Here is a 23,240-nt window from a genome sequence, read left to right as displayed (position 1 = left end):
GTGCCGGCCTGGCCGGTGCGTCCGATGCACGAAAAGGCAGGGGCCAGCGCTCCTGCCTTTTTTGTTTGCGGCCCGGCTTCGTGCCTGGCTCCCGCCGCTATAATTGCCCCCCATGAACGCGCCCGCCGCAGATCCCCAACTAGACAGTCTCAAGGTTCCTCCGCACTCGATCGAGGCCGAACAATCGGTACTCGGTGGCCTGTTGCTGGACAATGCCGCCTGGGACCGTATTGCCGATTTTCTCTCCGAAGCCGATTTCTACCGCTTCGATCACCGCCTCATCTTCCAGAGCATCGCCCGCCTGATTTCCGCCACCAAGCCGGCGGACGTGATCACGGTGTTCGAGATGCTCCAGGTGTCTGGCAAGGCCGAGGAAGTGGGTGGGCTGGCCTACCTGAACTCGCTGGCCCAGAACACGCCGAGCGCCGCCAATATCCGCCGCTACGCCGAAATCGTGCGCGAGCGGTCGGTGCTGCGCAAGCTGGTCACCGTGGCCGACGACATTGCGTCTGCGGCCTTCGCGCCCAAGGGGCGCGAGGTGCGCGAGCTGCTCGACGAGGCTGAATCGAAAGTCTTTGCGATTGCGGAAGAGGGGTCGCGTGGCCAGAAGGGGTTCCAGGAAATCCAGCCGCTGCTGACGCAGGTGGTGGAGCGTATCGACGAGTTGTACCATCGCGACAGCTCCACGGATGTGACCGGCGTGCCCACGGGCTTCATCGACCTCGACCGCATGACCAGCGGTATGCAGGCCGGTGACCTGATCATCGTGGCAGGTCGTCCGTCGATGGGTAAGACCGCGTTCTCGCTGAACATCGGCGAGCATGTGGCCGTGGAACAAGGCCTGCCCGTCGCGGTGTTCTCGATGGAAATGGCGGGTGTGCAACTGGCCATGCGTATGCTCGGCTCGGTCGGGCGCCTGGACCAGCACCGCCTGCGTACCGGTCGTCTGCTCGACGAGGACTGGCCGCGTCTGACGCATTCGATCCAACGCATGAACGATGCGCAACTGTTCATCGACGAGACGCCGGCGCTGAATCCGATGGAACTGCGTGCGCGCTCGCGCCGCCTGGCACGCCAGTGCGGGCAGCTAGGCTTGATCATCATCGACTACCTGCAGCTGATGTCAGGTTCCGGCGGCGGGGAGAACCGCGCGACCGAGATCTCCGAGATTTCGCGGTCGTTGAAGGGCTTGGCGAAGGAACTCAACTGTCCGGTGATCGCCCTGTCGCAGCTGAACCGAAGCCTGGAACAACGGCCGAACAAGCGCCCGGTGATGTCCGACCTGCGTGAATCGGGCGCCATCGAACAGGATGCCGACGTGATCCTGTTCATTTACCGCGACGAAGTCTATAACGCCGACTCGCAGGACAAGGGAACGGCCGAAATCATCATCGGCAAGCAGCGTAACGGCCCGATTGGTACCGTTCGCCTCACATTCCTGGGCCAGTTCACCAAGTTCGACAACTTCAGCGGCGGTCCGGCGTTCTTCGATAACGACAACTGAGCGACACCTGAGCGATATTCACCGTAGGGGTTACACCTACATGCGGTGCAACCCTGTAAAATATTGCGCTTTGATGACAGCCGCCCACGAGGCGGCTGTTGTGCGATTGCTCCGCTCCCATTTGCCACACAACCGAGCGCTGCCGTGAGGCGCGCCACAAGGACATTTCATGTTCGGTCGATTCATGCCCACGGAGGGCAAGTTCTTCGAATACTTCAACCAGCATGCCGACTGTGCGGTGACCGCCGCGCACGAGCTGGAAGCGCTGGTCAACGACCTGCCCAACGCCGAAGCCCATGCCCGCCGCGTGCAAGCCACGGAGAAAAAGGCTGACCGCGTCACGCACGACACGATCGACCTGCTGCACAAGACCTTCATCACGCCGCTGGACCGCGACGAGATCCACAAGCTCATCACGACCATGGACGACATCCTGGACCTGATGGAAGACGTGGCGGAAACGATCTCGCTTTACGACGTGACCCACCTGACCGATGAAGCGCGCCACCTGGCCCGGATCTGCGTGCAGTGCTGCGACCAGGTCAAGATCGCGGTGGCCCTGCTCGAAGACATGGGCAATGCCAGCACCATCCTGAAGACGGCCCAGCAGATCGACCAGCTCGAATCGGAAGCGGACCGTGTGATGCGCGCTGCGATGTCGAAGCTGTTCCGCGAGGAAACCGACGTCAAGCGCCTGATCAAGCTGAAGGCGATCTACGAACAGCTCGAGTCGATTACCGACAAGTGCGAGGACGTGGCGAACATCATCGAAGGCATCGTCCTGGAAAACGCCTGAGAACCGCACCGGCATGCAAACTATACAAATGAGCTTGTGGGTGATCGGCCTGCTGGTCGCGCTCGCGTTGCTGTTCGACTTCATGAACGGCTTCCACGACGCGGCCAACTCGATTGCCACGGTGGTTTCCACGGGTGTGCTCAAGCCGCACCATGCAGTGGCCATGGCGGCCATGTGCAATGTGGTGGCGATCTTCATCTTCCATCTGAAGGTAGCGGCGACAGTCGGCACCGGGACGATCGATGTGGCGATCGTCGATCACTACGTGATATTCGGGGCGCTGGTCGGTGCCATCGCGTGGAACGTCATCACCTGGTTCTACGGCATTCCTTCGTCGTCGTCGCACGCGCTGATCGGTGGCCTGGTGGGCGCCGCGGTGGCCAAGGCCGGCACCGGAGCGCTGGTGGGCAATGGGCTGCTGAAGATCGTGGCCTTCATCCTGATCTCGCCGCTGCTGGGGTTCCTGCTCGGCTCGATCATGATGGTGATCGTGAGCTGGACGTTCTTCCGCACGCCGCCGTCACGCGTGGACCGCTGGTTCCGCCGCCTGCAACTGGTGTCGGCATCGCTCTACAGCCTGGGTCACGGTGGCAATGACGCGCAGAAGACCATCGGCATCATCTGGATGCTGCTGATCGCGAGCGGCCACGTGGCCTCTGGCGGTGAGCCGCCGATGTGGGTGATCGTGAGCTGCTACGTGGCCATCGGCCTCGGTACGCTGTTTGGCGGCTGGCGAATTGTCCGGACCATGGGCCAGAAGATTACCAAGCTCAAGCCGGTGGGTGGTTTCTGTGCGGAGACGGGGGGTGCGCTGACGCTGTTCATTGCCTCGGCATTGGGCGTGCCAGTGTCGACCACGCACACCATTACCGGCGCCATCGTTGGCGTGGGTTCGGCGCAGAAGATGTCGGCCGTGCGCTGGGGTGTGGCAGGCAACATCGTCTGGGCCTGGGTACTGACCATTCCGGCATCGGCATTCATGTCGGCAATTGCCTGGTGGATAGGCAAGCAGATCCTGTGAGATCGGCGGGATCGATCCGATAAAAAAGCCAGGCATCGCGCCTGGCTTTTTTACTTACTGGCGGGCAAAGGCCGCGATGGGGTCGTCGTCTTCCGGTGGAGGTGCAGTCGGGGTGACGGGGGCGGCTGGGATCGGCGTGGGCGTCATCGGCAGATTGCTCACAGCCACCACGCGACGCGCGCCGTTGTATCGCGAAGCCCAGTATGACTTGCCCATGTCTTCGAGCCGCACCGTGCCGCCGGTAGCGGGTGCGTGGACGAAGCGGTTCTGGCCAACGTAGATGCCAACATGCGAGTTCGCGCGCCCCGTCGTGTTGAAGAACACGAGGTCGCCCGACGCCACCTGACTGCGATCCAGCGATGTGCCGCGCTGGCCCATCTGATCCGTGGTGCGGGGCAGGTTGACGTTGGCGGCGCGCGACACGACATAACGGACCAGGCCGCTGCAATCGAATCCTGAATCGGGGGTGTTGCCGCCGTAGCGATAAGGCGTGCCGACCAGCGACATCGCCTGAATCGATATTTCCTCGAGTCCGGCGCTGGGGTCGATCATCGGCTTGCCTGGGGTGCGGGGCAGGGATGATGTCTGGCGTGCCGGCGGGCCACCTGCGCAGGCGGCCAGCAACAAGGCGCTGGCGCACAGCGCGCTCAGCGCAGCGCGTGATCGTGAAAACGCGTGTGCATGTGGAGCGGGTGGTGAGAGCGGGCGGGGCGGCATCCTTCCTGTCGATCGAAAAGCCGGACCAGCCTCGATGCGACGTGGAGAGCGAATTGCGCGACTACCTGCGTCGATTTACCAACGCAGTTGCGCGTTGCGCGTGCCGGTGCTCACCTTGATAGTCTTGGGCTGGCCCTTGTAACGGGCCTCGATATTGTAGCTGCCTTCTGGCGCACGTATGAGGCAGCGCGGCCCGCCCGCCCGGAATTCGGCAACGGTTTGGCCGTCGCGTGTCAGTTTTACGTCAACATCGGCGATGAACTCGCTGTTGGCGCCCTGCGAGAACAGGATTCCGATATTGAAGTTCTTTTCTTTCTCGGCCAGTTTGGCGCGCTGGTCTTCCGCAATACCGCCGCAGACATAGCTAACCGGACCCATCGTGCGGATCACCATTTCTTCCGCCACGGCGGGCGTGTTTGCCGCCGCGGGTGCCGGAGCCGCACTCGCTGCGCTGGCGGCACCCGGCACACTCGCCGGGCCTTCCGCCGCCTTGGCCGGTTGCAGGGCGGCGGCGAGCAGGACGGTGGCGCCCACCAGCGTGGCCACCGCAATACGCCGACGCCGCGTGTTGCTGGCGCGGCGGGAAAACAGCGTCCTGTTACTCGACAGGTATCTGCTGAATGATTGTTGTCGGATCATCGACGCCTCCCATATCGACATGGACACACCGGCCATCATAGCCGGGCCGTGCAGCGCCGGCTGTCAGTCGGAGACCGACGCGGCCGGAGGCGCCACACTATGCGAAAGGAACATCGGCCGGCCATGGAACATGGGCCGGCCGATGGGTTTGCCAGTCGAATTGTGTTCCGATGAACGCTACAGCACGTCCGCGGCGTGGTCTGCCAGGCGCGAGCGTTCGCCGCGCGCCAGCGTCACGTGGCCGCTGTGGCTCCATCCCTTGAAACGGTCTACCACGTAGGTCAGGCCCGACGAACCTTCGGTCAGGTAGGGCGTGTCGATCTGGGCGATATTGCCCAGGCAGACGATCTTGGTGCCCGGACCCGCCCGTGTGACCAGCGTCTTCATCTGCTTCGGCGTCAGGTTCTGCGCCTCGTCGATGATGACGAACTTGTTCACGAAGGTACGGCCGCGCATGAAGTTCATGCTCTTGACCTTGATGCGCGAGCGGATCAGTTCCTGCGTGGCCGCGCGACCCCATTCGCCGGCGCTGTCGTCGCTTTTCTGCAGGACTTCGAGGTTGTCGTCGAACGCGCCCATCCAGGGCTGCATCTTCTCTTCCTCGGTACCCGGCAGGAAACCGATGTCCTCACCTACGGGCACGGTGGCACGCGTGACGATAATCTCGTTGTAGATCTTCTGGTCGAGCACCTGCTCCAGCCCCGATGCCAGTGCCAGCAGCGTCTTGCCTGTTCCGGCCTGGCCCAGCAGCGTCACGAAATCGACATCGGGGCTCATCAGCAGGTTCAGTGCGAAGTTCTGCTCGCGGTTGCGGGCGACCACGCTCCACACGTTGTTCTTGTTGTGGGTGTAGTCCTTCAGCGTTTGAAGCAGGGCGGTCTTGCCGTTGATCTCCTTGACCTGCGCGTAGAGCGGCAGGCTGCCGTCCATCGGCTCGAGGTAGACGAACTGGTTGACCAGGAACGACGGTACAAGCGGGCCGGTCAGGCGATAGAACATCGTGCCGGACTTCGGGTCCTGCCAGCTTTCCACGCCCTTGCCGTGCTTGGCCCAAAAGTCGTTGGGCAACTGCATCACGCCCGAGTACAGCAGGTCCTTGTCTTCCAGGACCTGGTCGTTGAAGTAGTCCTCGGCCGGCAGGCCCAGGGCACGCGCCTTGATGCGCATGTTGATGTCTTTCGACACCAGCACGACCTGGCGCTCCGGGAACTGCTGCTGCAACGCGCTGACCACGCCCAGGATCTGGTTGTCCGCCTTGCCTTGCGGCAGCCCCTCGGGCAACTTGATCTCGTTGAGCCGCGTCTGGAAGAACAGCTTGCCTGCGGCGTCGCGATTGCCAAGGCCGGCCAGCGGCAGACCCTCGTCGAGCACACCATCGGTGCCGCCCACAAGTTGGTCGAGCGTGCGGCTGACCATCCGCGCGTTGCGCGCGACTTCGCTCATGCCCTTCTTGTGATTGTCGAGCTCCTCGAGCGTCATCATCGGCAGATAGACGTCGTGCTCTTCAAAGCGGAACAGCGAGCTAGGGTCGTGCATCAGCACGTTGGTGTCGAGCACGAACAGCTTGCTCGGACCGGTGTCCTTGCGTGCGCGGCGCGTGGGACCGGCAGCCGGCTTGACCAGGCTGACAGCGGGTGCTGCCGGCGCGGTGGTGGCCGGAGCCGGTGTTTCCGCTTTCTTGGCGCGTGTTGTGCTGCCGGCGCGCGCGCGGGTGGCGGGTGCCTGGGAGTCGCCGGTCTCGAGCAGAGCCACACGCTCGAGGGCCGGCACAGGTTTCTTACCCTGCGCTGCTTTGGCCTTGGGTAGTGTGACCGGGGCGAATTCGCTCGGGTCCAGCAGTTGGGCAGGCTTGGCGGGCATGGTAGGCAGCGGCATGCTTGGCGTTCCTTTCAGGGGGCTAACGGGGGCGAGAAAAAGCTTGCGTACGACCAGCGAACGGCAGGAAGCCGGGAAACCGTGAGGTGAGTAGGTTGAGGAAGGGTGAGCGGGAAAGCGATGGATCGTGCATGAAGACGGGCAAACAAAAAAGCCGCCAGGCCTGAAGAACAGGTGTGGCGGCTTCTTTCGCGGACCCACGACACGGCAGGTCCGCTACCAGCCCTGGGACTCAACCTGATGGGCCGGTACGATTCAACAGTGTGGCAACTGGGATCTGAACGCATTGCGTCCAAATCTACCCGAACGTTTTCCGTTTGGCAATCGGACTGAGGGGCGTAGCGGGCACGCAACTGGATTGGCGGTTCAGCGGTTCCACTGTCACGCCGGCCTCACAATCCCTTGACGATCTCCAGTACCTCGTCCACGTGGTTCGGCACCTTGATGCCACGCAGTTCGTGACGCAGCACGCCCTTGGCGTCGAGGATGAAGGTGCTGCGCTCGATGCCGCGCACTTCCTTGCCATACATCTTTTTCATCTTGATGACGTCGAAGATATTGCAGATGGCCTCGTCGCCGTCGGAAATCAGTTCGAAGGGGAGTTCGAGCTTGGTTTTGAAATTCTCATGCGACTTCAGGCTGTCGCGCGAGATGCCGAACACCGCCACGCCAGCCGCCTCGAATGCCTCGTGCTGGTCGCGGAAGTTCATGGCCTCAGTGGTGCAGCCCGGCGTATTGTCCTTCGGGTAGAAGTACAGGACCACGGACTTGCCGCGCTGGTCGGCCAGCCGGAAGTCCCCGCCGGTAGCGGGAGCCTGGAAGTCGGGAACGGCCTTGTTGAGACTGACGGTCATGCTGGTGGCTCTCCTGGAGGGCGTGTGCGTCATCGGTGTCGGCAGCACCCCGGTCTTGCGCCGGGATTGCGCCATTGGCGGGTGCAGATTGGGGCAGTCAGCCAGACTTCAAGCGTGGCGCGGGCGTAACCTGTAACCACCGGTCTTCAATCCGCGAGACGGCGTGGCCGTCAAGCATGGATAGTGGACCGCGCGATCACCCCTGCGGCGCGGCATCCTCCACCAGCAGGATGGCGGCCACGCGGCGACCCTCGGCCATCAGGATATTGTAGGTACGGCACGCCGCCTGCAAGTCCATCGCGTCCACGCCGATATGCCGGCGCGCCAGGGCGGCAGTCAGGCGGGGATGCGGGAAGCGCAGCTTCTGGCCAGTGCCGAGTAGTACCACTTCTGGCATTTTTTCGAGCAGGGCCTCGAAGTGTGCGGGTTCGAGATCCTCGAACCGCGCAACGGGCCAGGGTTCGACATCACCCTGGGGCAGCACAAGGACCGACTGCTCATGCCGCACGGCGTTGATTTCGACATAGCCGGGACCGTAGCTGGTCACGGTATTGAGGTTCTGGGGGGAATCTGCGTGGAGTTTCAAGACGGGGGCCTCGTGCCGCGCGCTGCATCCGGGAGGCCTGAGGCTCGCCGGAAGCGCCAGGGAAGGGAGGGCGCGGCGGGTTCGTGGCAGGATCGTGCGCGCAGTGGTCCGGAAGGTACGCTGCGATGCAAGAATCCATGCCGAAGTCTGTCATAATCCGATATCTTATAGCTTTTGGTGCGACACGCACTCTTCGTGTCCGGTAGCTCATCGTTAAGAGCACGCTCAATAGAGCATCGACCTTTGCTGAGACAAGGGGAAGGCCTCGGCCTGAACCGTCCCATCTCAGCCATTTCTTGCTTTGACAAGCCCAGCCGCAAGGTTGGAGCGAGTCCATGTGTTGTGGGAAGGCCAGCGTATCCGCTAACTCGCAGCTTGCTATTTGCTGGATGGATTTCCAGCCATTGCCCAAAGGCGGGGACGCTTGCCTTTGGGCAGGTGTCTTTGCAGTACGCACGCTCCCCGGAGGGTGCGGGTGGACATGCAGCAGCAGTTTCGCTGCGTGTTCGCTACATAGCATTTAAACCGGCCCAATAGGGTCGGCGCTACGTTCTTTGGGACGCAGGCCATGCGCTCGCAAGAGCCCGTCTGTCGTCAAGCGCCTGCCAGCACGGAGGCACTGAAGTAATGAAGTGAGGTTCCCGGAGCGATAGCTCTGCGCGTTATGGTTCGGTCGAATACACCCGCGAGGGTGCCTCGATAGAGAACCTGCTATGCGACTAGCAGTAGCCTAGGGAGACATGCGTCACTGGTAACGGTGGGGTGTGAAGCTCTCCTGACAACGTAGCCCCTGTAAGGGTGCGTCCCTGTCGTGAGATAGGTTCGCAGAGACTCCGAGCAGCAATGGGGTCAAGGAGCCAGGCTGACTGGTATGGGTAATGTAAGTGAACTGCTGATAAACGTCGTAAATAAGGCGGTGCCAAAGCTGCTGATAGGCACTAACCAAACGGTACGTGATCGGATGCTCCGCTCGAAAGTCGGAGTACGTCGCTAGATAGATCACCGGCGAAGAGGCAGGCCCTAAGCCAGTCGTGTAATGCGCAGGGAACGTGGTAAGCCCGTATGGCTGCCGGAGCGCCGTATGGCTCTGGCAGGCGAACCGCAAGGGACGCTGTTGGCTGTGCGGGTATGGGAGGTTGGAGAAAGCGAACGCCGGGTTGTAATGATCCGGATAGGGGTTGAAACATCATCCCACGCGAAAGCGAGCAGACTTCCAACTGGTCTTTCGTCGCAAGACGGCTGACTGAACTCGCTTGTTTAATTTTCTTCCCTTTGGGGGGTGACATGCCCCCAAGGGGGCATGTTGTCTCTGCTGTTTGGGGAAGTCCTCAAGATAGGAGAGCAGCATGGAAGCATTGATCCGAGAGGATGAATCTGCGCCCTCCGGCATCCCGCAGCGATGGGGCGACATCAACTGGCGCCGCGTCGACCGGAATGTTCGGGCAATGCAGATTCGAATTGCGAAGGCAACACAGGAAGGGGATTGGCGCAGGGTGAAAGCCTTGCAACGATCTCTGACCCGCTCGTTTTCCGCCAAAGCATCGGCGGTACGACGAGTGGCGATGAACCAAGGAGCGCGGACGGCGGGAGTCGACCGCGTCGAGTGGGACTCACCTGAAGCCCGATGGGCAGCCATTGGGAGGTTGAAGCGCCGGGGGTATCGCCCGCTGCCGTTAAGGCGGGTGTACATCCCCAAGGCAAATGGGAAAGAACGCCCTCTGGGCATTCCGACCATGCACGACCGGGCCATGCAGGCGCTGTATCTGCTGGCGCTGGAACCGGTGTCCGAAGGAACGAGCGACCCGAACTCTTACGGGTTTCGGATCAATCGCTCTACTGCGGATGCCATGTCCCAGCTGTTTGTTTCCCTATCCAAGAAAGCCTCGGCTCAATGGGTGTTGGAAGCAGATATCAAAGGGTGCTTTGACCATATCAGCCACGACTGGCTGGAGCGCAATGTCCCTATGGATAAAGCAATCCTACGGAAGTGGTTGAAAGCTGGCGTGGTCTTTCAGGGCCAGTTTCAGGCGACCGACGCTGGAACACCACAGGGGGGCATCATTTCCCCGACCTTGGCAAATGTGGCACTGAACGGGTTGGAGCAACAACTGATCGAGTCCTTGCGGGCAAGACTGGGCGTTGCCAACACGAAGAAGCTGAAAGTGAACGTCGTACGGTACGCGGATGACTTTGTGATCACCGGCAACACGCCGGAAGTTTTGGAGCACGAAGTGAAGCCGTGGGTAGAGCAGTTCCTAGCAACACGGGGACTGACGCTCTCCACGGAGAAAACACGAATCGTCAACATCGCTGACGGCTTTGACTTTCTTGGGTGGAATTTCCGGAAATACTCGGGAACGCTGCTCATCAAACCGAGCAAGAAAAACGCGCAAGCGTTCTATCGCAAGGTCAAGGAGGTCATCGGGACACATAGGGGGAAACGGACGGCAGATTTAATCCAGACGTTGAACCCGATGCTGAGGGGCTGGGCGCAGTATCACAGCCCAGTGGTTGCGAAAGCGATGTTCGCCCACATGGAGCATCTGATTTTTAGGTCTCTATGGAGGTGGGCAAAGCGGCGACACCGAAGGAAGGATACCGAGTGGGTGCGAAGGACATACTTCGCCTCAGTTGGGAACCGGAACTGGGTGTTCGGTGCCACGATGTGGAATAGGGCGGGTGAGCGCTACTGGATGGAACTGTATTCGATGCCGAGTACGCCTATCCGGAGGCACAAGAAGGTTCGCGGGGACTACCATCCCTTCGACCCAGCGCAGGAAATGTATGGCGAGACGCTGCGGCAGGAACGTATGGCAGAAAGCATGTCGTACCGAAGGCAGTGGGCAAAGCTGTTCATGTCCCAGCGGGGCTTGTGTGCGGTATGCCAGAGCAAGATTACCAAAGAAACAGGATGGGATGACCATCACATCGAACCTCGGGTATCCGGGGGCTCGGATGCTCTAGGGAACCGCGTTCTGGTGCACCCCGATTGTCATATTCAAGTCCATTTCCACGGCCAAGTTGCTGTGAAGCCGGTGTATGATTCGTCCATATACTTTGTAGAGGCTTGAGCCGTATGCGGGGAAACTCGCACGTACGGTTCTTAGGGGGGAGGGGGTCAGTAATGACCGTTCTCCTACCCTACCCTCCCGGTCTGCCACGCTCGCCACGCCATACGGCGATACGCGCCGCCAGACACCCAGGACAATCCAGAAGATTCCCAATACCGCTGCCTCCGGGACGGGCAGCTTGCCCTGACCTCAGCCAACTCCGCCGTGAAACCCATCCAGAAATCGAACAAGCTCCAGAACGTTTGCTATGACATCCGCGGCCCGGTGCTGGAAAAGGCCCGGCAGATGGAGGAAGAGGGCCACAAGATCATCAAGCTGAACATCGGCAACCTGGCCGTGTTCGGTTTCGATGCGCCGGAGGAAATCCAGCAGGACATGATGCGCAACCTGCCCAATTCGGCGGGTTACTCGGATTCGAAGGGCATTTTCGCCGCGCGCAAGGCGATCATGCACTACACCCAGGAAAAGCAGATCCAGGGCGTGGGGCTGGAAGACATCTATGTGGGCAACGGCGCGTCCGAGCTGATCGTCATGGCGATGAACGCGCTGCTGAACAGCGGCGACGAAATGCTGGTGCCGGCGCCCGACTATCCGCTGTGGACGGCTGCGGTCAGCCTGTCCGGCGGCACGCCCGTCCACTACATGTGCGACGAGGGCAACGGCTGGATGCCGGACCTCGACGACATCCGCCGCAAGATCACCCCGAACACGCGCGGCATCGTCATCATCAACCCGAACAACCCGACCGGGGCGCTGTATTCGGACGAGTTGCTGAAGGAAATCGTCGTCATCGCGCGCGAGCATGGCCTGATCATTTTCGCCGACGAGATCTACGACAAGGTGCTGTACGACGGCGTGACGCATACGTCGATCGGGTCGCTCTCGACCGATGTGCTGACGGTCACGTTCAACGGGCTGTCCAAGAACTATCGCTCGTGCGGCTACCGCGCCGGCTGGATGGTGGTGTCGGGCGACAAGCGCCCCGCGCAGGACTATATCGAGGGCCTGAACATGCTCTCGTCGATGCGCCTGTGCGCCAACGTGCCGGGCCAATGGGCGATCCAGACCGCGCTGGGCGGCTACCAGAGCATCAACGATCTCGTGGGCGACGGTGGGCGGCTGCGCCGCCAGCGCGACCTGGCTTACGAACTTATTACCAAGATTCCCGGCATTACCTGCGTCAAGCCGAAGGCGGCGCTGTATTTGTTTCCGAAGCTCGACCTGTCGATGTACCCGATCCAGGACGACCAGGAGTTCATCTACGAATTGTTGCAGGAGTCGAAAGTGCTGCTGGTGCAAGGCACCGGCTTCAACTGGGGCGCGCCGGACCACTTCCGGATCGTGTTCCTGCCCCACGAGGAAGACCTGCGCGAGGCGATCAACCGCGTGGCGCGCTTCCTTGAGAACTATCGCAAACGTCACGGCACGCTGTAACGCCGGGGCGTCCCCCATTTTTCGTATCAAGCAACCCAGAGTCAGACGTCCATGAATCCCATCAAAGTCGGCCTTCTCGGCATCGGTACCGTCGGTAGCGGCACGTTCAACGTGCTCCAGCGCAATCAGGAGGAAATTCGTCGCCGCGCAGGCCGCGGCATCGAGATTGCGGTGGTGGCCGACCTCAACACCGAGCGCGCCCGTGAACTGACCGGTGGCTCGGTGGATGTAGTCAGCGACGCCAACGAAGTGGTGACGCGCCCCGACATCGACATCGTGGTGGAACTGATCGGCGGCTACGGCATCGCGCGCGAACTGGTGCTGAAGGCCATCGAGAACGGCAAGCACGTGGTGACCGCCAACAAGGCGCTGCTGGCCGTGCATGGCAACGAGATCTTCGAAGCCGCGCGCCGCAAGGGCGTGATCGTGGCCTTCGAGGCCGCCGTGGCTGGTGGCATCCCCATCATCAAGGCGCTGCGCGAGGGCCTGACCGCGAACCGCATCCAGTGGATCGCCGGCATCATCAACGGCACGACGAACTTCATCCTGTCCGAGATGCGCGACAAGGGCCTGGATTTCGACACCGTGCTCAAGGAAGCGCAGCAACTGGGTTATGCCGAAGCGGACCCTACCTTCGACATCGAAGGTATCGACGCCGCGCACAAGGTCACGCTGATGAGCGCCATTGCCTTCGGCATGCCGGTGCAGTTCGATCGCGCCCACGTGGAGGGCATCACCAAGCTCTCCGCTGTCGATATCAAGTACGCCGAGGAGCTGGGCTACCGCATCAAGCTGCTGGGCATCACGCGCCGCCGTGAGGAAGGCGTGGAACTGCGCGTGCATCCGACGCTGGTGCCGGCGTCGCGCCTGATCGCCAACGTGGAAGGTGCGATGAACGCGGTGCTGGTGCAGGGCGACGCCGTGGGCGCCACGCTGTACTACGGCAAGGGCGCGGGCGCCGAGCCGACCGCCTCGGCCGTGATTGCCGACCTGGTGGACGTGACGCGCCTGCACACGGCCGATCCGAACCATCGTGTGCCGCACCTGGCGTTCCAGCCGGACGAGCTGTCGAGCGTGCCGGTGCTGCCCATCGAGGAAGTCACCAGCTCGTACTACATGCGCATGCGCGTGGCGGATCAGACCGGCGTGCTGGCCGAGATCACCCGCATCCTGGCCGAAGGCGGCATCAGCATCGACGCGATGCTGCAGAAGGAATCGCGCGAAGGCGAGCCGCAGACCGACATCATCATCCTGACGCACCTGACGCGCGAAAAGCAGATCAATGCCGCCATCCGCAGCATCGAAAGCCTGCAGACGGTGCTGTCGCCGGTGACGCGTCTGCGCATGGAAGAACTGAATTAAAGAATCGCGATGAACTATCAGTCGACGCGCGGCCATGACATGCCGCAATCGTTCTCGGAAATCCTGCTCGGCGGCCTGGCCCCGGACGGCGGCCTCTACCTGCCGAAGCAGTATCCGCAAATCACCGCTGACGAACTGGAAGCGTGGCGCAAGCTGCCGTATGCCGATCTGGCTTACGAAGTGCTGTCGCGCTTCTGTGACGACATCCCGTCCGAGGATCTGCGTGCGCTGACGCGCAAGACCTATCGGGCCGAGGTGTACTGCAACGCGCGCCCGGGCGACAACACGGCGGATATCACGCCGCTGCGCACGCTGGGCGTGGAAGGCGAGAGCGGGACGAAGCTGCAACTGCTGGGTCTGTCCAACGGTCCGACACTCGCGTTCAAGGACATGGCGATGCAGTTGCTCGGCAACCTGTTCGAGTACGCACTGAAGCGTGCCGGACTGAAGCTGAACATCCTGGGTGCCACGTCGGGTGACACCGGCAGCGCCGCCGAGTACGCGATGCGCGGCAAGGAAGGTATCCGCGTGTTCATGCTGAGCCCGCATCGCAAGATGAGTGCGTTCCAGACTGCGCAGATGTTCAGCCTGCAGGACCCGAATATCTTCAATATCGCGATCGAAGGCGTGTTCGACGACGCGCAGGACATCGTCAAGGCGGTGTCGAACGATCACGCATACAAGGCCCGCCAGCGCATTGGCACCGTGAACTCGATCAACTGGGCCCGTGTGGTGGCGCAGGTGGTCTATTACTTCAAGGGCTGGCTGCTGGCGACCGATGGCCCCGGCCAGAAGGTGTCGTTCTGCGTGCCGTCGGGCAACTTCGGCAACGTCTGCGCAGGACACATCGCGCGCATGATGGGTCTGCCGATCGACAAGCTGGTGGTGGCCACGAACGAAAACGACGTGCTGGACGAGTTCTTCCGCACGGGCACCTATCGCGTGCGGACCTCGGCGCAGACGTACCACACGTCGAGCCCGAGCATGGATATCTCGAAGGCGTCGAACTTCGAGCGCTTCGTGTTCGACCTGCTGGGCCAGGATGGCGACAAGCTGGCCGCGATGTTCCGCGACGTGGATACCAAGGGCGGCTTCGATCTGGCCGGCACGCCGGAATTCGACCGCATCCGCCAGTTCGGCTTTGTCTCGGGCCGCAGCACGCACGAAGATCGCCTGGCGACCATCCGCGATGTGAAGGCGCGCTACGGCGTGACCATCGACACCCACACTGCCGATGGCGTGAAGGTGGCGCGCGAGCATCTGTCGCCGGGTGTGCCGATGGTGGTGCTGGAGACGGCGCTGCCGGCCAAGTTTGCGGACACGATTCGCGAGGCACTGGGACATGAGCCCGAGCGGCCCGCTGCATTCGACGGTATCGAGACGCTGCCGCAGCGCTTCGAGGTCATGCCCGCCGATGCCGAGAAGGTCAAGGCGTACATCGCCGCGCACACCGGCCTGTAATCTGCAGTATCAGCACGCGTAAAGCCGGCTCGGCGCCAACTCGCTACAATCGGGTTTGCCGGGCCCCGCTGCCACGGCCCCCGAGCGTTCCGCGCCGGGGGCTGTTTCGTTTGCGGGACCAACCAGACCCCCACGATTCCATGACACAACCCGCGGCACGTCCTCCGATGCTGACCATGGCCCAGGCGCTCGACGCCTTGATGGCCGGCGCCCGTCCCATCACCGATATCGAATCCATCCCTACGCTCGACGCCAATGGCCGCGTGCTGGCTGCGCCGGTCACGAGCGGGCTGCGCGTGCCGCCGGCCGATAACACGTCGATGGATGGTTACGCCATGCGCGCTGCCGACGTGCCAGCCGCAGGCACGCGCCTGCCGGTCTCGCAGCGCATTCCCGCCGGCCATGTCGGCAGCGAACTGGCAGCGGGGACCGCCGCGCGCATCTTCACGGGTGGGTTGATTCCGCCCGGCGCCGATGCCGTGGTCATGCAGGAGCAGTGTGAGGCCGATGGCGATGCCGTCATCGTCAATCACGTGCCGGCATCGGGCGAATGGATTCGCCGCGCCGGCGAGGATATTGAAGCGGGTAGCGTGATCCTGCCGGCCGGCGCGCGGTTGTCGCCGCAGGCGCTCGGGCTGGCCGCTTCGGTGGGACAGGCCCGGCTTGACGTGATTCGCCGCGTGCGTGTGGCCGTGTTCTTTACCGGCGACGAACTGGCGATGCCCGGCGAGCCGCTCCGTCCCGGTGCGATCTACAACTCTAACCGCTTCACGCTGCGTGGTCTGCTGGAAAACCTGGGGTGCGAAGTGTCCGATTTCGGCATCGTGCCCGACACGCTGGCCGCCACGCGCGACACGCTGCGCCGTGCCGCCGAGGGCCACGACCTGATCATCACCTCGGGCGGTGTCTCGGTGGGCGAGGAAGACCATATCCGCCCGGCGGTCACCGCCGAGGGGCGCCTGGATCTGTGGCAGATCGCCATCAAGCCGGGCAAGCCGCTGGCATTCGGACAGGTGGGCAACGGTAGCAATGGCGACGAAAGACCGACCTTCTTCATCGGCCTGCCGGGCAACCCCGTGTCGAGCTTTGTGACCTTCCTGCTGTTCGTGCGGCCGTTCCTGCTGCGCCTGCAAGGCGTGGCAGACGTGACGCCGCGCCGTCTGGCGTTGCGCGCCGACTTCGACCTGCCGAAGGGCGATCGTCGCAACGAGTTCCTGCGCGCGCGGCTCAACGATGCGGGCGGGCTGGACCTGTTCCCGAACCAGAGTTCGGGCGTGCTGACCTCGACGGTATGGGGCGACGGATTGATCGACAATCCGCCGAACCAGCCGATTGCGCGCGGCGATACCGTGCAGTTCATTCCATTTGCCAGCCTGCTGGCCTGAGTCTTTTCCGATCCGATGCAACTCGAACTTCGATACTTCGCCAGCGTGCGGGAACAGGTGGGGCAGGGCGCCGAACGTGCCGAGGTGCCTGCCGGTGTGGCAACCGTGGGAGAACTGCGGGCCTGGCTGCGCACCCGTGGCGGTGCATGGGCCGAGGCGCTGGCCGAAGGGCGGGCGCTGCGGATGGCTGTGGACCACACGGTGGCCCGCGCCGATACCCCGCTGGCCGAAGGCTGCGAGGTGGCGTTTTTCCCGCCCGTGACCGGAGGCTGACATGACGGTGCGCGTGCAGCATGAGGATTTCGATCTTGGCGTGGAAGTGGCTGCCCTGCGCGCAGGCAATCCCGGCGTAGGAGCAGTAGCGAGCTTTATCGGCACCGTGCGCGACGTGAGTGACGGCGCCCGGGTCAGCACGATGGAGCTTGAGCACTATCCGGGCATGACGGAAAAGGCGCTGGCGCAGATCGAGACCGCCGCGCGGGAGCGCTGGCCGCTTTTGGGCGTGACGATCATCCATCGGGTGGGGTTGCTGCAGCCGCTGGACCAGATCGTGCTGGTCGCCGTGGCCTCGGCCCATCGTGGAGCATCGTTCCAGGCGTGCGAATTCATCATGGATTACCTGAAATCGGAAGCGCCGTTCTGGAAGAAGGAAGAGACTCCCCATGGTGCGCGCTGGGTAGATGCCCGCGTGTCCGACGATGCGGCGCTGGCGCGGTGGGGCATTGCCTCGCTGAATGCCGATCCGGACGCCGCACAGTAATTTCCTTCCAAACCGTAACGCAAACGAAAAGAACAATATGGGTCCGCTTGGCTTTGCAGCAGTGGGCGTGGGCGCCGCCGTGGGTGCCTGGCTGCGCTGGGGGTTTTCTGTCATGTGGAATGCGGCGAACCCGGCGCTTCCGTACGGTACGCTGGCGTCGAACCTGATCGGCGGCTACCTGATCGGATTGGCGGTGGCGTTCTTCCAGAGCCATCCGGACCTGCCGCCGGAGTGGCGTCTGCTCGCTATCACCGGTTTTCTGGGTGGGCTGACCACGTTCTCCACATTTTCGAGCGAAGTGCTGAATAACCTGGTGTCCGGTGACTATCGCTGGGCGCTGGCGCATCTTGTCCTGCATCTCGGCGGTTCGGTGCTGCTGACTGCCGTCGGCATCTGGTCGTACCGGACGTTGTTCGCCTGACGCCTTCCTAGCGCGTGCTTGCGTTCGGAGACATAGGTAACACTCCCGATCCCGCCGCCTGCCTTCGGGTGCTGTTTAGCGCCTATGATGTCCTGACGAACCGGCCTTGCTGCACTGCAAGCGCCGGTTGTACTGCTTCCCTCAGCTGCGCGCGCTAGCCGGCCCGCCGCGGCATCCCCACAATCCGGCCCCTTGCTGTTGCTGTCTCGATTCAAGGTGCCCGGCCCTCGCGTGCCGGTGCACTGTGGCGTGCTTTCCCATAAGTCCGATCCAGAACGAGGAGACAATCCCATGCAGCCCAGCCATGCCCGCGCATCCTTCCGTCGCACCGCCCTGTCTGCTGCCGTTACCGCTGCCCTGGCCGCGCTGACGCTGGCGGCCTGCGGCAGCGACGACGGACCGCCCTCGAACACCAGCACTCCACCCAGTCCGACGCAGAACCCCAACAACCGGCCGAGCTTTGTGGTGGGGACGATCGGCATCCAGACCTATGACGGCGTCAGCGATGACCTGGCCACTGGCGGGTTGGGCAAGGATGGCATTGGCGGGACGGCGCCGGTCTTCGCGGACCCGAACAATCCGACGGCGGCGGAGTTGCGGCGCAATGCCATCTTCACGAACTACCGCGCCATCGTCGATGTCAATCCGGCGGGCGGATACGGCTCGCTCTACGGCCCGAACGTGGATGCGCAGGGCAATGTGACCAGCGGGCAAGGCAAGGTGCCGGGTGTCGAATACATCGCTTACTCCGATGACGGCACGGGTCGCCAGAACGTGACGCTGATGGCACAAATTCCGGATACGTTCGACCGCAACAACCCCTGCATCATCAGCGCTACGTCTTCAGGGTCGCGCGGCATCTATGGCGGCATCGCGGTAGGTGAATGGGGCCTGAAACGCGGCTGCGCCGTGGCCTACACGGACAAGGGCACGGGTGCGGCGCCGCACGACCTCGACAGCGACACGGTGCCGCTGATCAACGGTACGCGGCAGGGCCGCGCCGGCGCGGGCAAGCTGGCGCAGTTCGCCGCCCAGCCGGGCAGCCAGTCGCTGGCCGATTTCACCGCCGCCTACCCGCACCGGCAGGCGTTCAAGCACGCGCATTCGCAGCAGAATCCCGAGGCCAACTGGGGCAAGAACACGCTGCAGGCCATCGAGTTCACGCTGTTCGCCATCAATGACAAGTACGGCACGATGGGCTCGGACGGGGTGCGGCAGGCCACGTTCTCGGCCTCCAATGTGCTGGTGATCGCGTCGGCGGTTTCCAACGGCGGCGGCGCGGCGATTGCGGCGGCGGAACAGGATACGACGGGGCTGATCGACGGGGTGGCGGTGGGCGAGCCGAATGTGGAAATGCCACCCAGCCCGGCCATCGTGGTGCGACGCGGTGGCGTACAAGTACCGGCCTCGGGCAAGCATTTGTACGACTACACGACGACGGCGAACCTGTTCCAGCTTTGCGCGCGGCAGGATGTCAACCTTGTCAACGCCCCGTCGGCTGGCGCGCTGCTGCAAGCCACGAACCGTTGCCAGTCGCTGGCTGACAAGAACCTGGTCACCGGCGCGACGACCGACGACCAGTCGGCTGCCGCCCGGACGGCGCTACGTAACGCGGGTTGGGAGTCGGAATCGGATGACCTCTATGCGTCGCTGTCGGCACTCGAAGTCGCAAGTTCGATTTCGGTCACCTATGCGAACGCCTATGCACGCGCCAGCGTCACTGACCGGCTCTGCAACTACAGCTTTGCGGTGACGGGTTCCGATTTCAAGCCCCTCGCGATCCCTGCCGCAACGCTGGCGCAGTTCTTCTCCACCGGCAATGGCGTGCCGCCTAGCGGCATCGTCACGCTGATCAACGATGCCAACCCGTTGCCAACCGGCCCGATCAAGGATTTCGCGTCGACTTCGCCATCCACGTCCCGCGCGGACGCCAATCTCGACGGCGCCCTGTGCCTGCGCAATGCCCTGACGGGCAACGCTGCAGTGCAGGCCGGTATTGCCGAGACGTACCGTAACGGCAACCTGCGCGGCAAGCCGACCGTGATCGTGCATGGCCGCAACGATGCGCTGCTGCCGGTGAATCACACCTCGCGACCTTATCTCGGGTTGAACAAGTCGGTGGAGGGTAGCGCCAGCAAGCTCTCGTATATCGAGGTGACGAACGCGCAGCACTTTGACGGGTTCATCGATGTGCTGCCCGGCTATGCGGCGCGATACATCCCGCTTCACCTGTACCTGAACCGGGCGCTCGACTCGGTCTACGCCAACCTGCGCAACGGCACGGCGTTGCCGCCGTCGCAGGTGGTGCGGACCACGGCGCGGGGCGGCAGCAACTCTGCTGCAGTCGGCCCGCAGATTCTCCCCTCCAACGTCCCGCCGATGGCCGCCACCCCGGCAGCCGGTGACGTGATCACGGTCAGCGGCGCGACGGTGGATATTCCCAACTAAGCGCTAACCAAACCCCAACTGACTGGCTTTCTGTCGGCGCCACAGCACAACCTTCCGGTTTTCCGCCGGAAGGTTGTCAAAACTGCAACAGCGCCGCTTGAAATGTCAAGGCAAAGCCCTATCTTTCCGGAGTACCGTGTCCGGCAGGGCTTTCGCGCAAGAGCAGCCGTCGAGCTGTAACCTCGCATCCCCGCAACAGGACACACTTTCACTATTGAGAGAGGGCACCTGATGCGTATCGACAAACTTACTACCCGGTTCCAGGAAGCACTGGCCGAGGCGCAAAGCCTCGCGCTCGGCAACGACAACCAGTACATCGAACCCCAACACCTGCTGCGTGCACTGCTGGCGCAGGACGATGGCTCTGCGCGCACGTTGCTGTCGCGTGCCGGCGTCAATGTGGCCGGCCTGCAGACCGCGCTGGACGCGGCCATCAAGCGCCTGCCGCAGGTTCAGGGCACCAACGAGATCCAGGTTGGTCGCGACCTGAACAACCTGCTGAACGCTACCGAGAAGGAAGCGATCAAGCGTAACGACCAGTTCATCGCCAGCGAACTGTTCCTGCTGGCCGTGTCCGACGACAAGGGCGACACGGGGCGTATCGCACGCGAGAACGGCCTGTCGCGCAAGTCGCTGGAAGCGGCGATTACCGCCGTGCGCGGTGGTGACGGGGTAAATAGCGCCGATGCCGAATCGCAGCGCGAGGCACTGAAGAAATACACGATCGACCTGACCGAGCGGGCTCGTGCAGGCAAGCTCGACCCGGTGATCGGCCGCGATGATGAAATCCGTCGCGCGATCCAGATCCTGCAGCGTCGCACCAAGAACAATCCGGTGCTGATTGGCGAGCCGGGCGTGGGCAAGACCGCCATCGTCGAAGGGCTGGCGCAACGTATCGTCAACGGCGAGGTGCCGGAGACGCTCAAGAACAAGCGCGTGCTGGTGCTCGACATGGCCGGCCTGCTGGCGGGCGCCAAATATCGCGGCGAGTTCGAGGAACGGCTCAAGTCCGTGCTGAGCGACGTGGCCAAGGATGAAGGCCAGACCATCGTCTTCATCGATGAAATCCACACGATGGTGGGCGCGGGCAAGGCCGAGGGTGCGATCGATGCGGGCAACATGCTCAAGCCGGCGCTGGCGCGTGGCGAACTGCACTGCATCGGCGCCACCACGCTGAACGAGTACCGCAAGTACATCGAGAAGGATGCAGCGCTGGAGCGCCGCTTCCAGAAGGTGCTGGTCGAGGAGCCGAGCGTGGAGGCGACCATCGCCATCCTGCGCGGCCTGCAGGAAAAGTACGAGCTGCACCACAAGGTGGAGATCACCGATCCGGCCATCGTGGCGGCGGCGGAACTGTCGCACCGCTACATCACGGACCGGTTCCTGCCGGACAAGGCGATCGACCTGATCGACGAGGCGGCGGCGCGCATCAAGATGGAAATCGACTCGAAGCCCGAGGCGATGGACAAGCTCGAACGTCGCAACATCCAGCTCAAGATCGAGCGCGAGGCCGTCAAGAAGGAAACCGACGAGGCATCGCGCAAACGTCTGGAACTGATCGAGCAGGAAATCGTGCGGCTGGACAAGGAGTATGCGGACCTCGACGAGATCTGGCGTGCCGAGAAGGGCGCTGCCCAGGGTGCTGCCGCGCTGAAGGAAGAGATCGAGAAGATCAAGATGGAGATCACGCGCCTGCAGCGTGAAGGCAAGCTCGACAAGGTGGCTGAACTCCAGTACGGCAAGTTGCCCGAACTGGAAGGCAAGCTGCAGGCCGCGAACAAGGCCGAGGCCAATGCCGAGAAGCAGCCCAACAAGCTGCTGCGCACGCAGGTGGGCGCCGAGGAAATTGCCGAGGTGGTCAGCCGCGCCACGGGTATCCCTGTGGCCAAGATGATGCAGGGCGAGCGCGAGAAGCTGCTCAAGATGGAAGACCGGCTGCACAACCGTGTGGTGGGGCAGGACGAGGCCGTGCGGCTGGTGTCCGACGCCATCCGCCGCTCGCGTGCCGGACTGTCGGACGAGAACAAGCCGTATGGCTCGTTCCTGTTCCTGGGGCCGACCGGCGTGGGCAAGACCGAACTGTGCAAGGCATTGGCCGAGTTCATGTTCGATTCCGAAGAGCACCTGATCCGCATCGACATGAGCGAGTTCATGGAGAAGCACAGCGTGAGCCGCCTGATTGGTGCGCCGCCGGGATACGTGGGCTATGACGAGGGCGGCTACCTGACCGAAGCCGTGCGTCGCAAGCCGTACGCGGTGATTCTGCTCGACGAAGTCGAGAAGGCGCACCCGGACGTGTTCAACGTGCTGCTGCAGGTGCTGGACGATGGCCGACTGACCGATGGCCAAGGGCGCACCGTGGACTTCAAGAACACCGTGATCGTGATGACGTCGAATCTCGGCTCGCAGATCATCCAGTCGATGTCCGGCGAGCCGCAGGAAGCGGTGAAGGGCGCCGTCTGGCAGGAGGTGCGCACGCATTTCCGGCCCGAGTTCCTGAACCGGATCGACGAGGTGGTGGTGTTCCACGCGCTGGACCAGAAGAATATCGAGTCCATCGCCCGCATCCAGCTGCAACGCCTGCAGGCCCGCCTGGCCCGCATGGACATGACGCTGGATATCACCGAGATGGCGCTGGAGAAAATCGCCAGCGCGGGCTACGACCCGGTGTTCGGCGCACGTCCGCTGAAGCGCGCGATCCAGCAGCAGATCGAGAACCCTGTGGCCCGCGCCATCCTCGAAGGCAAGTTCGCCGCCAAGGACGTGATTCCGGTGGACTACAAGGATGGCGAGTTCACGTTCGGACGGCTGGTTCACTGAGGCCGCTGAACCGCTGATCGGCCGATCGGCCAGTAGCAAGGCAAAGCCCCCGCCCGCCATCACGGCAGGCGGGGGCTTTTTCGTGG

At 63.0% G+C, this 23,240-nt stretch carries 18 protein-coding genes; 13 read left to right on the top strand and 5 right to left on the bottom strand.

Annotated elements, in window-relative coordinates:
• Window positions 1–112: 112 nt before the first annotated feature.
• The 3 genes from ABDB81_RS16450 (at window position 113) to ABDB81_RS16440 (ending at window position 3,321) form a co-directional block, all read left to right on the top strand.
• Window positions 113–1,504 (top strand): replicative DNA helicase, encoded by a 1,392-nt coding sequence (locus tag ABDB81_RS16450; protein WP_137923976.1) that lies wholly within the window; start codon window positions 113–115, stop codon window positions 1,502–1,504.
• Between the two features lie 169 nt (window positions 1,505–1,673).
• Entirely contained in the window at window positions 1,674–2,300 is a 627-nt protein-coding gene (locus ABDB81_RS16445; protein WP_137923977.1) for a DUF47 domain-containing protein, read from the top strand.
• A gap of 13 nt (window positions 2,301–2,313) precedes the next feature.
• The gene (locus ABDB81_RS16440) at window positions 2,314–3,321 is read left to right on the top strand and encodes an inorganic phosphate transporter (protein WP_137923978.1); all 1,008 of its coding nucleotides are present in this window, start codon (window positions 2,314–2,316) and stop codon (window positions 3,319–3,321) included.
• Between the two features lie 54 nt (window positions 3,322–3,375).
• Here the strand turns inward: ABDB81_RS16440 and ABDB81_RS16435 are convergent, their stop codons facing one another.
• From ABDB81_RS16435 to ABDB81_RS16415, 5 genes are all read right to left on the bottom strand, one after another.
• On the bottom strand, window positions 3,376–4,038 hold the full coding sequence (locus ABDB81_RS16435; protein WP_137923979.1) for a C40 family peptidase: 663 nt from the start codon (window positions 4,036–4,038) through the stop codon (window positions 3,376–3,378).
• Between the two features lie 75 nt (window positions 4,039–4,113).
• Window positions 4,114–4,716: a hypothetical protein gene (locus ABDB81_RS16430; RefSeq protein ID WP_346812133.1), complete on the bottom strand. Its 603-nt coding sequence runs from the start codon at window positions 4,714–4,716 to the stop codon at window positions 4,114–4,116.
• Window positions 4,717–4,854: 138 nt separating this feature from the next.
• Window positions 4,855–6,552 (bottom strand): PhoH family protein, encoded by a 1,698-nt coding sequence (locus ABDB81_RS16425; protein ID WP_346812132.1) that lies wholly within the window; start codon window positions 6,550–6,552, stop codon window positions 4,855–4,857.
• Between the two features lie 392 nt (window positions 6,553–6,944).
• Complete coding sequence (locus ABDB81_RS16420) at window positions 6,945–7,406, bottom strand: peroxiredoxin (protein WP_137923982.1); 462 nt, start codon at window positions 7,404–7,406, stop codon at window positions 6,945–6,947.
• Between the two features lie 196 nt (window positions 7,407–7,602).
• Window positions 7,603–7,992 (bottom strand): Mth938-like domain-containing protein, encoded by a 390-nt coding sequence (locus tag ABDB81_RS16415; protein WP_137923983.1) that lies wholly within the window; start codon window positions 7,990–7,992, stop codon window positions 7,603–7,605.
• Window positions 7,993–9,338: 1,346 nt separating this feature from the next.
• On the opposite strand from ABDB81_RS16415, the gene ltrA reads away from it, so the two are divergent.
• The 10 genes from ltrA to clpB all read left to right on the top strand — a co-directional run bounded on the left by ltrA (window position 9,339) and on the right by clpB (window position 23,154).
• Complete coding sequence (ltrA, locus tag ABDB81_RS16410) at window positions 9,339–11,063, top strand: group II intron reverse transcriptase/maturase (protein ID WP_029051481.1); 1,725 nt, start codon at window positions 9,339–9,341, stop codon at window positions 11,061–11,063.
• A 204-nt stretch (window positions 11,064–11,267) separates the two neighbouring features.
• Window positions 11,268–12,497, top strand: coding sequence for a pyridoxal phosphate-dependent aminotransferase (locus ABDB81_RS16405; protein WP_137923984.1), 1,230 nt, complete (start codon window positions 11,268–11,270; stop codon window positions 12,495–12,497).
• Between the two features lie 51 nt (window positions 12,498–12,548).
• Window positions 12,549–13,859 (top strand): homoserine dehydrogenase, encoded by a 1,311-nt coding sequence (locus tag ABDB81_RS16400; RefSeq protein WP_137923985.1) that lies wholly within the window; start codon window positions 12,549–12,551, stop codon window positions 13,857–13,859.
• A gap of 9 nt (window positions 13,860–13,868) precedes the next feature.
• Window positions 13,869–15,320: a threonine synthase gene (gene thrC / locus ABDB81_RS16395; protein WP_346812129.1), complete on the top strand. Its 1,452-nt coding sequence runs from the start codon at window positions 13,869–13,871 to the stop codon at window positions 15,318–15,320.
• Between the two features lie 140 nt (window positions 15,321–15,460).
• On the top strand, window positions 15,461–16,705 hold the full coding sequence (gene glp, locus ABDB81_RS16390) for a gephyrin-like molybdotransferase Glp (protein ID WP_346812127.1): 1,245 nt from the start codon (window positions 15,461–15,463) through the stop codon (window positions 16,703–16,705).
• A 15-nt stretch (window positions 16,706–16,720) separates the two neighbouring features.
• Window positions 16,721–16,978 carry a molybdopterin converting factor subunit 1 gene (gene moaD, locus ABDB81_RS16385; RefSeq protein ID WP_137923988.1) on the top strand — a complete coding sequence of 86 codons (258 nt, stop codon included), beginning with the start codon at window positions 16,721–16,723 and terminating at the stop codon, window positions 16,976–16,978.
• Between the two features lies 1 nt (window position 16,979).
• Window positions 16,980–17,465, top strand: coding sequence for a molybdopterin synthase catalytic subunit MoaE (moaE, locus tag ABDB81_RS16380; protein ID WP_137923989.1), 486 nt, complete (start codon window positions 16,980–16,982; stop codon window positions 17,463–17,465).
• A gap of 37 nt (window positions 17,466–17,502) precedes the next feature.
• The gene (gene crcB, locus ABDB81_RS16375; RefSeq protein WP_137923990.1) at window positions 17,503–17,886 is read left to right on the top strand and encodes a fluoride efflux transporter CrcB; all 384 of its coding nucleotides are present in this window, start codon (window positions 17,503–17,505) and stop codon (window positions 17,884–17,886) included.
• Window positions 17,887–18,177: 291 nt separating this feature from the next.
• Window positions 18,178–20,334, top strand: a complete 2,157-nt coding sequence (locus ABDB81_RS16370; protein WP_346812124.1) for a 3-hydroxybutyrate oligomer hydrolase family protein — start codon at window positions 18,178–18,180, stop codon at window positions 20,332–20,334.
• 231 nt (window positions 20,335–20,565) lie between these two features.
• Complete coding sequence (clpB, locus tag ABDB81_RS16365; protein ID WP_137923992.1) at window positions 20,566–23,154, top strand: ATP-dependent chaperone ClpB; 2,589 nt, start codon at window positions 20,566–20,568, stop codon at window positions 23,152–23,154.
• The last annotated feature ends 86 nt before the right edge of the window (window positions 23,155–23,240 follow it).

The sequence above is a fragment of the Cupriavidus sp. DL-D2 genome (assembly GCF_039710735.1).
Taxonomy (GTDB): Bacteria; Pseudomonadota; Gammaproteobacteria; order Burkholderiales; family Burkholderiaceae; genus Cupriavidus.
The sequence above is the reverse complement of the archived record's forward strand: the minus strand, read 5'-3'. Positions and strand labels throughout refer to the sequence as shown.